The organism is Roseixanthobacter pseudopolyaromaticivorans (assembly GCF_043195145.2).
Taxonomy (GTDB): Bacteria; Pseudomonadota; Alphaproteobacteria; order Rhizobiales; family Xanthobacteraceae; genus NCEH01.
This window is the reverse complement of the sequence record NZ_CM195539.1, coordinates 4732137-4745058: the sequence shown is the minus strand read 5'-3', so window position 1 is coordinate 4745058 and position 12922 is coordinate 4732137. Positions and strand designations below refer to the sequence as shown.

Here is a 12922-nt window from a genome sequence, read left to right as displayed (position 1 = left end):
TTCCGGTGTCGGCTCTGCGCAAAGGCGAAACGGATTCGGCGCGCGGGGAGAGCTTGGGGATGGACACGGCGATTGAAGCGCCCGATTGGCGCGCGCTCGACCAGGAGGCCCGCGATCGCGCCTTCAACAATTCGGCGGCGGTGGCCGACAGCGCCGAGATCCTACGCGGCTGGGGCGAGCGCTCGGCCGCCCTGCGCGCGCAATGCGGCCTCACGCTCGACTTGCCCTATGGCCCCGGCCCGCGCAACCGCATCGATTTCCTCAAAGCGGGCGAGAATGCCCCCACCCTGGTGTTCATCCACGGCGGCTATTGGCAGATGCGGGCGAAGGAGGACTTCACCTTCTGCGCCGCCGGGCCGCTCGCCCACGGCATCAATGTAGCGCTCATGGGCTATACGCTGGCGCCCGACGCCACCATCGACGAGATCAGCCAGGAAATTCGCACCGGCCTGCGCCATCTCACGCGCGAACTGCCGGCGCTCGGCGGCGATGTGGACCGGGTGTTCCTCTCCGGCTGGTCGGCCGGCGGGCACCTGGCGGTGATGAACCTCGACCACCCCCTCATCAAGGGCGGCATCGCGATCTCCGGCGTGTTCGACCTGGAGCCCATGCGCCACATCTATATCAACGCCAAGCTCGGGCTCGACGAGGCGGCGGTGGCGCGCAATTCGCCCACCTTGCTGCCGGGGCGCGGCGATGTTCCCCTCATCCTCGTGGCCGGCGGCGCCGAACTGCCCCTCATGCGCAAGCAGACCGCCGATTTCGCCGCCCATCGCGCGGCGCAGCACCTGCCGCTGCACTATGAGGAAATCCCCGATACCAATCACTTCACCATATTGGAGACCATGGCCGACCCCTCGGGCCGCATCGCCCAGCTCATCGCCGCCCTGGTGAAGGGTGTCGCGCTCTGAGGAGGCCGGCATGAGCCAGTTCCGCCGCGCCCGCGCGCGCGTCACCGCCCTCGACATCTGCACCCAGGCGCGGCTGGAGGTGGAGACGCGCGGCGAGGGCTTCACCGACCTCACCCGCGAGGCCCGCGCCTTCCTCGCCGAGGTGGGCGCGCGGGACGGCATGCTGCATTTGTTCTGCCGCCACACCTCCGCCTCGCTGACGATCCAGGAGAATGCCGACCCCGATGTGCGGGTGGATCTCCTCACCGCCCTGCGGCGCCTCGCGCCGGCGGATCATCCCTGGGTGCACGATCTGGAAGGGCCGGACGACATGCCCGCCCACATCCGCACAGCGCTCACCGCCAGCGACCTGTCGATCCCGGTGGCCGACGGCGCGCCGCTGCTCGGCACCTGGCAGGCGATCTATCTCATCGAGCACCGCTCCCGCCCGCATGTGCGCGAGGTGGTGCTGAGTTTCTGCGGCGAGTCGGGGCGATAGGAGCCTCCCGCACCGCCGGAGGTGCGGTCGTAGAGGCCGCAGCAGGCCACCGGACATGAAGGCCCGCGCACCGATCAATTCTGCGAGATTGTCAGCGCACTGAGTCCCGGTATCCCCGTGCGCCCGCCCGATGGAGCGGCCGTGGCGGTTTCCGTCATTGCAACACTTCCCTGGCCGCGCGGGTCGCAGGCGCCCGCGACGCTGCCCGGGCATCCGCCGCCGGCGCGCGGGACGCGGAGGGCAGGAGCGGCTGGCCTGCGCGGAAATCCTTGTAGAAGATATCCCTGCCGTCCTTCGTGGTGATCGCGCTCATGGTCCTGTCCTCGGTTGGAAGCGATTGGCGTCCGGCGCCTGCAAGATCGTTTTTTCCGTCGGCAAACTGCGAGCGGCGGCCTGCCACCGGGATTGTCGTTAGCGACATTTATCGGGCAAAAACCGACCCATGATTCCTGCCGAACTGACGCCATTCGAAATCGCCCTTCTCCTCTATCCCGGCATTCAGATCGCGGCGCTCCACGGCCTCACGGATCTGTTTGCGCTGGCTAACAAAGAGGCCGCGACCCGCGCGACGGGCGCGCCGCACCTGCGCGTCACCCATTGGGCGCGGCTGGACGACGGACGCTTCGCGCGCAGCTTCGATACCGATCCCGGCCTCGGCGGCACGCCGCGGGTGGTGATCCTGCCGCCCACCCTCAACCAGCCGGTCAGCCGGGAGGTCGCGGCACCCTATGGGCCTTGGCTGAAGGCGCAGCACGCGGCGGGAGCGACCCTCGGCTCGGTGTGCGCCGGGGCGTTCGTGCTCGCGGAGAGCGGGGTGCTCGCGGGTCGCACCGCAACCACCCACTGGGCCTATGCGGAAGCCCTCGCCACACGCTTCCCGGATGTCCACGTCGACCCCGACAAGCTTGTGATCGACGACGGCGACATCATCACCGCCGGCGGCTACATGGCGTGGACCGACCTGGGGCTGAAGCTGGTGGAGCGCGTGCTCGGGCCGAGCGTGATGATGGCGACCGCACGCTTCATGCTGGTGGATCCGCCGGGGCGCGAGCAGCGCTTCTACAGCCCGTTCGCGCCGCCTTTGCGCCACGGCGACAAGGCGGTGCTGAAGGTGCAGCATTGGTTGCGGGACCAGCACGCCAAAGACGTGCACCTGCCGGACATGGCGGCCCAGGCCGGGCTGGAGGAGCGCACATTCCTGCGCCGGTTCCGCAAGGCCACGGGCATGAAACCGATCGAATATTGCCAATATGTGCGGGTGGGCAAGGCGCGCGAGATGCTGGAGCTTTCCGCCAGCTCGGTGGAGCAGATCGCCCGCGAGGTGGGCTATGAGGACGCCGGCGCGTTCCGCCGCGTGTTCGCCAAGGTGACCGGCCTCTCGCCCGGGGATTATCGCCGTCGCTTCGCGCCCGGCCTCGCCGAGGCGTGAGGCCCGCAGAACCAGACACCGAGGACCCGGACCCCGCAGCCCCTCGCATATGAACCGCACAAATGAAAATGGCGCGACCGCAAGGCCGCGCCATTTTCCGTAACGCTGGGAAAGATCAGGCCGCAGCCGAGACGCTGTCCTTGGTGGGAACCTCGGAGATGGTCTTCAGGATCTGCGAAGCGATCTGGTAGGGGTCGCCCTGGGAATTGGGGCGGCGATCCTCAAGATAGCCCTTGTAGTCGTTCTTGACGAACGAGTGCGGCACGCGGATGGAGGCGCCGCGATCGGCCACGCCATAGCTGAACTTGTTCCACGGCGCGGTCTCGTGCTTGCCGGTCAGGCGCATGTGGTTGTCCGGACCGTACACGGCGATGTGGTCTTCAAGGTTCTTGTCGAAGGCCGCCATGAGGGCTTCGAAATAATCCTTGCCGCCGACTTCGCGCATGTACTTGGTCGAGAAGTTGGCATGCATGCCCGAGCCGTTCCAGTCGGTGTCGCCGAGCGGCTTGCAGTGGAACTCGATGTCCACGCCGTACTTCTCGGTCAGACGGAGCAGCAGGTAGCGCGCCATCCACACTTCGTCGGCAGCCCGCTTGGAGCCCTTCCCGAAGATCTGGAATTCCCACTGGCCCTTCGCGACTTCCGCGTTGATGCCTTCGTGGTTGATGCCGGCTTCGAGGCAGAGCTCGAGGTGCTCCTCGACGATCTCGCGAGCCACGTCGCCGACATTCTTGAAGCCGACGCCGGTGTAATAGGGACCCTGCGGGGCCGGATAGCCATGCTCGGGGAAGCCGAGCGGACGGCCGTCCTTGTAGAAGAAGTATTCCTGCTCGAAGCCGAACCAGGCGCCTTCGTCATCCAGGATGGTGGCGCGGGCGTTGGTGGCGTGGGGGGTGACGCCGTCCGGCATCATCACTTCGCACATCACCAGGGCGCCGTTCTTGCGCGCGGGGTCGGGATAGATCGCGACCGGCTTCAGCACGCAATCCGAGCTGCGGCCTTCGGCCTGATTGGTGGACGAACCGTCGAAGCCCCAAAGCGGCAGCTCATCGAGCGCGGGGAAATGGTCGAATTCCTTGATCTGCGTCTTCCCACGCAGATTGGGAACGGGGCTGTACCCGTCCAGCCATATGTACTCGAGTTTGTACTTTGTCATTACGAGCCTCTCGTGAGCTGATGACGCGACGTTTGACCGTGTTCGGATGCGCGACCCCGAAAAAGGATCGGCAGCGAATGGCGTGCTCGGCCGCCAACTGGCTGACCCTTCCCAAGCATTTCTTATGCCAACTCCGGCGACAGGCTGGACCGGACATATCCGGCCGTGAAACCCACCCCAGCCCCGAACCGTCCCAGGCCCGCACAAGATAGGCGGCTCAGCATGAGGCTGAATGGCGTGCCCAGGAAATGAACAGGCTCCATTTGACAGCAACCCCGTCAGCAGCCGCAGGGTGCGGCCGGAACTTCATGCGTAACCGCACGTTCCATCTTCATGGAATGCTAGCCGAAGATGCAAAAACCGAAGTGCTGATAATGTAGTCAAACGGTGATTTTAAAAGAGGCAACTTGTATAAAACGCGGGCAGACCATGCTATGCTCACCTAACGTCTGATGCGTTATCGCACAGCACAAAACGAGAGAGAGATAGAATGGCTACGAGTCAGTATCCGGGATCTGCAAAGATTTACGCCTTCCCCACCGGCGGACGCGCGGGTGTTTCCAGCCGGCAGACCCCCGCGAAGCCGGTGAACGACCTTGCTGCGATGCAGATCGCTACCATGAATTTCGGCAGCAGCTGGTACCACGAGGCTGCAATTCAGGACGCGGAGACGCCGCGCAAGCGCTGAATTCAAGACGTCCACGCAACCGATGCAACGTTCGTCTTCAAAACACTTTCACATGATCTAAGGGCCGGCCCGTACATGCGCCGGCCCTTTTTATTTGCAGACCCCCGCCCGCGTCACCTTGCCTCGCCGCAAAACCCTTCTCCCGCTTGGCCCCGTCACGCGCCGCACCGCAAAATGCGCGGCTGAAGCCGAATATGCTCAATTTTTACGCATTGTTGCCTTTTGAATAGGCATCATGCGGCGGTCGGCTGTTTCACGTGTGGTCGGCGCCGATTGCACCGGGCTTTGACCTGCCCGCTTGACTCCGCACCGTGCCGTATGCCCTCAAGGCACGGGTGGATAAGCCGGCTTGCAACGCGCGCCGACGGGTCGGATCATTCGCTTGTTTCCGATTCGGGCGCGGGCCTCAAGCAAAGGCCGGTGGGCAAGCAAAAGCCGGTGCGACCGGGGGGAGAAGCCATTTGGGAGACGCCAACGCCTTCCGGCTCGTCATCGCCGACGACCATCCGATGTTTCGCGGCGCGCTGCGCGAAGCGCTGACCGCGCTCTATCCGCAGAGCGAGATCGCAGAGGTCGGCACGTTCGACGATCTCCACGCCCTGCTCGAGAAGGAAGCGGATTTCGACCTGATCCTGCTCGATCTCACCATGCCCGGCGCGCGCGGCTTTTCCGGCCTCATCTATCTGCGCGCCCAATATGCCGGCGTGCCGGTGGTGGTGGTCTCCGGCAATGAGGAAGCGCCGATCATCCGCCGCTGCCTCGATCTCGGCGCCTCCGGCTTCATTCCCAAGACGCTCGGCGTCACCGCCATGCGCGACGCGGTGGCCACCGTGCTCGCCGGCGGAAGCTGGGCGCCGCCGGACATCAACCTCTCCGGCCGCGGCGACAGCGAATCCGACGCCATCCTCGCCCGCCTCTCCACCTTGACGCCGCAGCAGGTGCGCGTGCTCATGATGCTGTCCGAGGGGCGGCTCAACAAGCAGATCGCCTATGAATTGTCGGTGTCCGAGGCAACCGTGAAGGCGCATGTCTCGGCCATCCTCCAGAAGCTCGGGGTGGAAAGCCGCACCCAGGCCGTCATTGCCGTCTCCAAGGTGGAATCCGGCCTGTGGAGCCACGGGCAGGCCTGAGCCCTTTCGAGATCGCGCCCCGGGCCGCATGGTGGCGGCCCGGATGTCCCACGCTGGAGCCCGCTTCATGAGCCTCACATCTGCGAATGCGCGCGTTTCCTCCGCATTCGCGGCGCTCGCGGTCTATCTGCGGCCGAGCGTGCTGGTGGTGATCCTGCTCGGCTTCTCCTCCGGCCTGCCGCTGGCGCTCACGGGCACCACGCTGTCGGTCTGGATGACGGAAGCGGGGGTAAACCTCGCCACCATCGGCCTGTTCTCCTTGGTGGGCCTGCCCTACACGCTGAAATTCCTCTGGGCGCCGATCGTCGATGCGCTCGATGTGCCGGTGCTCTCGCGCTGGCTGGGCCGGCGGCGCGGCTGGCTGCTGGCGACGCAGATCGTGCTCGCCTTCGCCATCCTGTTCCTCGGCATCCAGAACCCGGCGTCGGCGCCGTTCGCCGTCGCGCTCGGGGCGGTGATCGTCGCCACCGTCTCGGCGACGCAGGACATCGTGGTGGACGCCTTCCGCGTGGAACGGCTCGACACGTCCGAGCAGGCCGCCGGCATGGCGGGCTATGTGGCGGCCTATCGCATCGGCATGCTGGTCTCGGGCGCCGGCGTCATCGCCATCGTCGCGGCACTGGAAGTCTATGGCGTGCCGCGCGCGCAGGTGTGGACCTGGGGTTATGTGGCCGCCGCGCTGTTCATGGGGGTTGGCATCGCGGCCACCTTCCTCGCCCGCGAGCCGGAAGCTCCGGTGCGGCACGATGGCGACACAGCGACCCGCGAGGGCAGCGCGCTGAAGCGCGTCGTCGCAACCGCAGTGGGTGCGTTCAGCGAGTTCCTCTCGCGTGACCAGGCGGTGACCATCCTGCTGTTCGTGCTGCTCTATAAGTTCTGCGACGCGTTCGCCGGCGTGCTCACGGCGCCGTTCGTCATCTCCATCGGCTTCGACAAGGCGACCTATGCGGCCATCGTGAAGGGCGTGGGGCTTGCCGCGGCCCTGCTCGGCGGCTTTGCCGGCGGGGCCTTGGCGCGCGCCTATCCGCTCGTCACCTGCCTGTGGATCGGCGGCATCCTGCAGATGACCTCGAACCTCGCCTTCTCCGCCCAGGCGCTGATCGGCGTGAACGTGCCGGCGCTCACCGCCACCGTGGTGGTGGAGAATTTCACCGGCGCCATCGGCACGGTGATCTTCGTCGCCTATCTTTCGGCCCTGTGCGGCGCGCGGGCGCACACCGCCACCCAATATGCCCTGCTCACCGCGCTCACCGCGGTGGGCCGCACCTTCCTCGCCTCCGGCGGTGGCTATATCGCGGAGGCGACCGGCTGGGCGCTGTTCTTCGTCATCACCGTCATCGCCGGCATTCCGGGCCTGATCCTGCTGGCCTGGCTGCAGGCACGCGGCCATTTCAAGTCGCTGGCGAAGAAGGATGCCTTGGCGGAGCAGCCGGCCGGTTAAAGCGCCAGCCGCTTCACACTGCGCAGCGGCGCCGTCTGGGGGATGCGGGCCAGCGCGTGCGCCAGAGGCTCGCGGGCAACGGACATGGCGAAGGCGTTGGCGTGGAGCAGGGTCGCCTCATCCTCGACGATTCCCACATGGCCCGCCCAGAACAGCAGGTCGCCCCGCCGCAACGGCGCATCCAGCGGCAGGGCGGTGCCGAGGGCCGCTTCCTGCTGGTCGCTGTCGCGCGGCGCGGCGATGCCGCAGGCGGCAAGCGCTGTCTGCACCAGGCCCGAGCAGTCGAGCCCAAACGCCGAGCGCCCGCCCCAGAGATAGGGTGTGCCCAAGAACCGCCCCGCCACTTCGACGAAATCGGCCTCCAGCACATCCAGCGGCGCCACATGCACGGCCGGCAAGAACCCGTGCGGCGTCACGGCGAAGGCGCCGCGCTCTTCGCGCACCTCCACTTGCGCGCCGAACGGCAGCACCGCCCGCGGCGGCAGCTTGATGTCCGGGCCGGGGAACAGGAAGGTGCGCTGCGCCCGCACCTTGTGGGTCGGCTGCTGGCCGAGGGCGGCGAGCGATTCGCTCGGCAGATAGCCCACATAGCCGTCGCTCTCCAGCTGGCCCCAGGCCCAGCCCTCGCCCTCATCCTCATAGATGGTGACGATCTCCCCCTGCAGCGCCTCGGTATCGAGTGCGGCGGTGGAGGACGGCGCGCGGCGCACCGCCGCCACCGGCTCCACCACGCGGCGCTTCACGCCCTCGTTGTAGAACGGCGCATCGACGATGCCGCGCAGGCTCTCGGCGGCGAGGTTTGCCTTGGCCGGCGTGAGACGCGGGTCGCGGCCTTTGGGCAGATCGTTCATGAAACGGCCCTCATGCGCCGTAGCGTTCGGCGATGAGGGCATCGAGCGCGCGGATGGTCTGTGCCTCGCCGCCCTCCGGCCGGCCGGGGCGGGCCGAGGGGTTCCAAGCATAGATGTCGAGATGCAGCCAGGATTTGGCGGTCTCGACGAATTTCGCCAGGAACAGCGCGGCCGTGATCGAGCCGGCAAAGCCGCCCGAGCCGGCATTGTTGATGTCCGCCACCTTGGAATCGAGCATCGCCGCGTACGGCCGCCACAGCGGCAGGCGCCAAAGCGGATCGGCCTGCGCCTGGGCGTGGCGGGCAAGATCGGCGGCGAGCGCCTCGTCGTCCGTGTAAGCCGGCGGCAGATGGGGACCGAGCGCCACGCGGGCGGCGCCCGTCAGCGTGGCGAAATCCACCAGCAGATCGGGGCTGTCCTCGTCCGCCAGCGAGAGCGCATCGGCCAGCACGAGGCGGCCTTCCGCATCCGTATTGCCGATCTCGACGCTGAGGCCCTTGCGGCTCGCGAAGATGTCGCCGGGGCGGAAGGCATCGCCGGCAATGGCATTCTCCACAGCCGGGATCAGCACCCGCAGCCGCACCTTCAGGCCGCGCGACATGATGAGATGGGCAAGGCCCAGCGCGGTCGCGGCGCCGCCCATGTCCTTCTTCATGATCAGCATGCCGGAGGAGGGCTTGATGTCGAGGCCGCCGGTATCGAAGCACACGCCCTTACCGACCAGCGTCACCTTGGGCGCGTCTTCCGGGCCCCAGGTCAGATCGAGCAGGCGCGGCGCGCGGGTGGCGGCACGGCCGACCATGTGGATCAGCGGAAAATTGCGCGCCAGCAGATCGGCGCCGACGATGGAGCGGAAGCTCGCCCCATGGCGGGCGGCGAGACGGCGGGCGGCATCCTCCAGTTCGGCGGGGCCGAGATCGTTTGCCGGGGTGTTGACCAGGTCGCGCACGAGGCTCACCGCCTCAAAGGTGCGCGCAAGCGCCGCGGCATCGTCGCCGGCGCCGAGCTTCAGGCGCGCCTGCCCCTTGGAATTGGCGCGATAGCGCGTGAAACGATAGGTGCCGAGCGCGAAGGCGAGGGTGTCCAGCGCGCCGATCTCGCCTTCCAGATGATAATCGCCTTCCGGCAGCAGCCCCGGCAGGGCGCCGGCGGCGAACGGGTCGCCCTTTTCGCCCGGCACGCCGAACAGAAAGCCCGCGACCGCCCCATCGGAGCCCGGCAGGGCCAGCAGCTTGCCGCTTTCGCCCTTGAAGCCCGCCGCTTCCGCGAACCGGCGCGCGGCCGGGGCCAGGGCCGCGGTCTTGAAGCCCTCCCGGGTCAGCAGGTGCACGGGCAAAGAGGGCGCGGCGGCGGGGGCGAAGCAATCGGGCAGCACGGTCGACATGGCGGTCTCCTTGCCCTGCTGGTTAGCATGGCGCCAAGGCGGCGGGCCAGTGCGACGGCGGGATGGCGTGCGGGTCCGCCATGCGTGTCCCGCCCCTCCCGCACCCCTCTTCCGCAGCCGCGAAGGTTGACCCGTGGCGCGGTTTCTGTCCTAGTCCCGCCGCCCCTGGACCATAGATATTCGATGACCACAGACCGATACAACGCGCGCGACGCCGAACCCCGTTGGCAGAAGATTTGGAAGGACCGCGGCATCTTCCGCACGCGGAACGACGATCCGCGTCCCAAATTCTTCGTGATGGAGATGTTCCCCTATCCGTCGGGCCGTATCCACATCGGCCACGGGCGCAATTATGTGATGGGCGACGTGCTCGCGCGCACCAAGCGCATGCAGGGCTTCAACGTGCTCCATCCCATGGGCTGGGATGCCTTCGGCTTGCCGGCGGAGAATGCCGCCATCGAGCGCGGCATCCATCCCAAGGCGTGGACCTACGAGAACATCGCCTCCATGAAGGAGCAGCTGCAGCTGCTCGGCCTGTCACTGGACTGGAACCGCGAGATCGCCACCTGCGATCCCTCCTATTATGTGGAGCAGCAGCGGATCTTCCTCGACTTCTTCGACAAGGACCTCGCCTATCGCAAGGAGAGCGAGGTCAATTGGGACCCCATCGACAACACCGTGCTCGCCAACGAGCAGGTGATCGACGGGCGCGGCTGGCGCTCCGGCGCGGTGGTGGAGCGGCGCAAGCTCTCCCAATGGTTCTTCCGCATCACCGATTTCGCCCAGGACCTGCTGGACGCCATCGACACGCTGGACCGCTGGCCGGACCGCGTGCGCCTCATGCAGCGCAACTGGATCGGCCGTTCGGAAGGCCTGGAGGTGCTGTTCGAACTGTCGAAGGCGCACCACCGGGAGAAGATTCCGGCCGGCACCGCGGCGGTGAAGGTCTATACCACCCGGCCCGACACGCTGTTCGGCGCGTCCTTCCTGGCGCTCTCGCCCGATCATCCCCTGACGGCGGCGCTGGCGGCGAAGGACGAGGCGCTCGCCGCCTTCATCGTCGCCTGCAAGAAGGGCGGCACCACCGCCGAGGCCATCGAGACCCAGGAGAAGATGGGCTACGATACCGGCCTGAAGGTGGTGCATCCGCTGGATGCCAGCCGCACCGTGCCGGTGTACGTGGCGAATTTCGTGCTGATGGACTACGGCACCGGCGCGATCTTCGGCTGCCCGGCGCACGACCAGCGCGACCTCGACTTCGCCCGCAAATACGGCCTCACGGTCACCCCCGTGGTGCTGCCGCCGGATGCCGACCCCGCAACCTTCGCGGTGCAGGACCTCGCCTATGACGGCGAGGGCACGCTGTTCAATTCCCAATTCCTCGACGGCATGAGCGTGGAGGACGCCAAGGAGGCGGTCGCCCGCCGGCTGGAGCGGTTCCGCATCGGCACCGAACCGCAGGGCAAGCGGCAGGTGAACTTCCGCCTGCGCGACTGGGGCATCTCGCGCCAGCGCTATTGGGGCTGCCCGATCCCCATCATCCATTGCGAGACCTGCGGCCCCGTGGGCGTGCCGCGCGACCAGCTTCCCGTGACGCTGCCGGACGATGTCACCTTCGACATGCCCGGCAATCCGCTGGATCGCGCCAAAGCCTGGCGCAACGTGCCCTGCCCCAAGTGCGGCGCGCCGGCGAAGCGCGAGACCGACACCATGGACACCTTCGTGGATTCGTCCTGGTATTTCCTGCGCTACGCCAGCGACGACGTGTCGAAGCCGCTGGACAAGGACGCGGTCCGCCATTGGCTGCCGGTGGACCAATATATCGGCGGCATCGAGCACGCGATCCTGCACCTGCTCTATTCGCGCTTCTTCACCCGCGCGCTGAACGCCTGCGGCCGCGTGGACATCAAGGAGCCGTTCGCCGGCCTGTTCACCCAGGGCATGATCGTCCACGAAACCTATAAGGACAAAGCCGGCCGCTGGCTGTTCCCGGAGGAAGTGAAGCTCCTCGGCACCGGCAAGGCGGTGAAGATCGACACCGGCGAGGACGTGGCGGTCGGCCCGCCGGAGAAGATGTCCAAGTCCAAGCGCAATGTGGTGGCCCCGGAAGTGGTGGCCGACACTTATGGCGTGGATTGCGCCCGCTGGTTCATGCTCGCGGACACCCCGCCCGAGCGCGACAGCGAGTGGACCCAGTCCGGCATCGAAGGCGCGTGGCGCTTCGTGCAGCGGGTGTGGCGTCTGGTGCACGAGGGGATCGCCCTCGGCGCGCCGGCCGACGCGCCGGTGCCAGACAGCTTCGGCGCGGAGGCGACCGCTTTGCGCCGCGCCTCCCATGCCCTGGTCGCCACGGTCGCCGAGGATGTGGAACGCCTGCGCTTCAACGTGGCGGTCGCGCATGTGCACGAGTTCGCCAATGCGTTCGGCCAGGCGATCGCCGGCGTGCGCGCCGGCGAGGTGGCGCCGGACATGGCGTTCGCCTTGCGCGAAGCCGCCGAGATGCTGGTGCGCACCATCGCCCCCATGACGCCCCATCTGGCGGAGGAATGCTGGGCCGCGCTCGGCCACGAGGGCCTGGTTGCCGAAGCCGCGTGGCCGCAGGTGGACCCGGCGCTGCTGGTGCAGAACACCATCACCCTGCCGATCCAGGTCAACGGCCGCAAGCGCGACGACATCGTCGTCCCGCGGGAGGCGACCGCCGCCGAGGTCGAAGCCGCCGTGCTCGCATTGGACAGCATCCAGCGCGCTCTCGACGGACGGCCGCCGAAGCGTATCATCGTGGTTCCACAGAGGATCGTGAATGTTGTCGCCTGACCGCGCCGCGCTGCTCGCCCGCCTCGGCCTCGTGTGCGCCCTCTCCGGGGCGCTCGCCGGCTGTTTCCAGCCCATGTATGCGGCCAATTCCACCGTCGCCGGGCCTGCCTTGCAGGAGCGGCTGCAGGACATCGAGATCGTCAAGATCAACGGGCGCATCGGCAACGATCTGCGCAACGACCTGATCTACAATCTCACCGGCGGCGCGGGAAATCCCGCCAACGCGCCGTACAAGATGTTCATCACGGTGAAATCGTCCAGCTCGTTCGCCATCGTCGACACCCAGTCCGGCCTGCCGGAAGCCAAGACCTTCCGCGTGGAAGGCGAATGGAAGCTGGTACGCGCGGGCGAGGAGACCAAGCCGCCGCTCGCCTCCGGTCGCGCCGCCGCCGCCGTCTCCACCGACGTCAGCGAGCAGCGCTTCGCCAATTACAGCGCCGCGCGCGATGCCGAGAACCGCGCCGCCCAGACGGTCGCGGACCAGATCAAGGTGCAGCTCGCTGCCTTCTTCATCAAGAACCCGACCGGCACGCCCGCGCCCGGCGGACCCTCGACCGGCAGCCCGCCGGTGCCGCCGCCGCCGGCAGCCGCTCCGGAGACGCCGGCCGCAGCTCCGGCCACAACTCCGGCGCGCTGACCC

Annotated in this window: 12 protein-coding genes; 8 read left to right on the top strand and 4 right to left on the bottom strand. The window is 67.5% G+C overall.

Features of this window, described 5'->3' with window-relative positions; genetic code table 11:
• Positions 1-59 precede the first annotated feature (59 nt).
• Together V5F68_RS22110 and V5F68_RS22105 are read left to right on the top strand one after the other, a co-directional pair.
• On the top strand, positions 60-911 hold the full coding sequence (locus V5F68_RS22110; protein WP_394015254.1) for an alpha/beta hydrolase: 852 nt from the start codon (positions 60-62) through the stop codon (positions 909-911).
• Positions 912-921: 10 nt separating this feature from the next.
• Complete coding sequence (locus V5F68_RS22105; RefSeq protein ID WP_394015255.1) at positions 922-1389, top strand: secondary thiamine-phosphate synthase enzyme YjbQ; 468 nt, start codon at positions 922-924, stop codon at positions 1387-1389.
• A gap of 154 nt (positions 1390-1543) precedes the next feature.
• Here the strand turns inward: V5F68_RS22105 and V5F68_RS22100 are convergent, their stop codons facing one another.
• Positions 1544-1702 (bottom strand): hypothetical protein, encoded by a 159-nt coding sequence (locus V5F68_RS22100; protein ID WP_394015256.1) that lies wholly within the window; start codon positions 1700-1702, stop codon positions 1544-1546.
• A 129-nt stretch (positions 1703-1831) separates the two neighbouring features.
• Between V5F68_RS22100 and V5F68_RS22095 the strand changes: the two genes are divergently transcribed.
• Complete coding sequence (locus tag V5F68_RS22095) at positions 1832-2818, top strand: GlxA family transcriptional regulator (RefSeq protein WP_394015257.1); 987 nt, start codon at positions 1832-1834, stop codon at positions 2816-2818.
• A gap of 115 nt (positions 2819-2933) precedes the next feature.
• Here the strand turns inward: V5F68_RS22095 and V5F68_RS22090 are convergent, their stop codons facing one another.
• On the bottom strand, positions 2934-3974 hold the full coding sequence (locus tag V5F68_RS22090) for a glutamine synthetase beta-grasp domain-containing protein (RefSeq protein ID WP_394015258.1): 1041 nt from the start codon (positions 3972-3974) through the stop codon (positions 2934-2936).
• A 490-nt stretch (positions 3975-4464) separates the two neighbouring features.
• Between V5F68_RS22090 and V5F68_RS22085 the strand changes: the two genes are divergently transcribed.
• From V5F68_RS22085 to V5F68_RS22075, 3 genes are all read left to right on the top strand, one after another.
• Positions 4465-4662, top strand: coding sequence for a DUF2735 domain-containing protein (locus V5F68_RS22085; protein ID WP_394015259.1), 198 nt, complete (start codon positions 4465-4467; stop codon positions 4660-4662).
• A 509-nt stretch (positions 4663-5171) separates the two neighbouring features.
• Complete coding sequence (locus tag V5F68_RS22080) at positions 5172-5792, top strand: LuxR C-terminal-related transcriptional regulator (protein WP_509274719.1); 621 nt, start codon at positions 5172-5174, stop codon at positions 5790-5792.
• A 67-nt stretch (positions 5793-5859) separates the two neighbouring features.
• Complete coding sequence (locus tag V5F68_RS22075) at positions 5860-7233, top strand: AmpG family muropeptide MFS transporter (protein ID WP_394015260.1); 1374 nt, start codon at positions 5860-5862, stop codon at positions 7231-7233.
• Here V5F68_RS22075 and V5F68_RS22070 read toward each other — a convergent pair.
• The gene (locus V5F68_RS22070) at positions 7230-8084 is read right to left on the bottom strand and encodes a C40 family peptidase (protein WP_394015261.1); all 855 of its coding nucleotides are present in this window, start codon (positions 8082-8084) and stop codon (positions 7230-7232) included. The two genes, V5F68_RS22075 and V5F68_RS22070, sit on opposite strands and share 4 nt — an antisense overlap.
• Positions 8085-8094: 10 nt before the next feature.
• On the bottom strand, positions 8095-9468 hold the full coding sequence (locus V5F68_RS22065) for a leucyl aminopeptidase family protein (protein WP_394015262.1): 1374 nt from the start codon (positions 9466-9468) through the stop codon (positions 8095-8097).
• Positions 9469-9651: 183 nt separating this feature from the next.
• Here V5F68_RS22065 and leuS point away from each other — a divergent pair, with 183 nt between their 5' ends.
• Both leuS and V5F68_RS22055 read left to right on the top strand, forming a co-directional pair.
• A complete protein-coding gene (gene leuS / locus V5F68_RS22060) occupies positions 9652-12282 on the top strand; it encodes a leucine--tRNA ligase (RefSeq protein WP_394015263.1) in 2631 nt (876 codons plus the stop codon).
• Positions 12269-12919 carry a hypothetical protein gene (locus V5F68_RS22055; RefSeq protein WP_394015264.1) on the top strand — a complete coding sequence of 217 codons (651 nt, stop codon included), beginning with the start codon at positions 12269-12271 and terminating at the stop codon, positions 12917-12919. Before leuS ends, V5F68_RS22055 begins: the two co-directional genes overlap by 14 nt.
• The last annotated feature ends 3 nt before the right edge of the window (positions 12920-12922 follow it).

Bases quoted from the DNA above. Each gene is read 5' to 3' on its own strand.
- V5F68_RS22110 (WP_394015254.1), top strand. From the start codon at position 60: ATGGACACGGCGATTGAAGCGCCCGATTGGCGCGCGCTCGACCAGGAG.
- V5F68_RS22105 (WP_394015255.1), top strand. From the start codon at position 922: ATGAGCCAGTTCCGCCGCGCCCGCGCGCGCGTCACCGCCCTCGACATC.
- V5F68_RS22100 (WP_394015256.1), bottom strand. From the start codon at position 1,702: ATGAGCGCGATCACCACGAAGGACGGCAGGGATATCTTCTACAAGGAT.
- V5F68_RS22095 (WP_394015257.1), top strand. From the start codon at position 1,832: ATGATTCCTGCCGAACTGACGCCATTCGAAATCGCCCTTCTCCTCTAT.
- V5F68_RS22090 (WP_394015258.1), bottom strand. From the start codon at position 3,974: ATGACAAAGTACAAACTCGAGTACATATGGCTGGACGGGTACAGCCCC.
- V5F68_RS22085 (WP_394015259.1), top strand. From the start codon at position 4,465: ATGGCTACGAGTCAGTATCCGGGATCTGCAAAGATTTACGCCTTCCCC.
- V5F68_RS22080 (WP_509274719.1), top strand. From the start codon at position 5,172: ATGTTTCGCGGCGCGCTGCGCGAAGCGCTGACCGCGCTCTATCCGCAG.
- V5F68_RS22075 (WP_394015260.1), top strand. From the start codon at position 5,860: ATGAGCCTCACATCTGCGAATGCGCGCGTTTCCTCCGCATTCGCGGCG.
- V5F68_RS22070 (WP_394015261.1), bottom strand. From the start codon at position 8,084: ATGAACGATCTGCCCAAAGGCCGCGACCCGCGTCTCACGCCGGCCAAG.
- V5F68_RS22065 (WP_394015262.1), bottom strand. From the start codon at position 9,468: ATGTCGACCGTGCTGCCCGATTGCTTCGCCCCCGCCGCCGCGCCCTCT.
- leuS (WP_394015263.1), top strand. From the start codon at position 9,652: ATGACCACAGACCGATACAACGCGCGCGACGCCGAACCCCGTTGGCAG.
- V5F68_RS22055 (WP_394015264.1), top strand. From the start codon at position 12,269: ATGTTGTCGCCTGACCGCGCCGCGCTGCTCGCCCGCCTCGGCCTCGTG.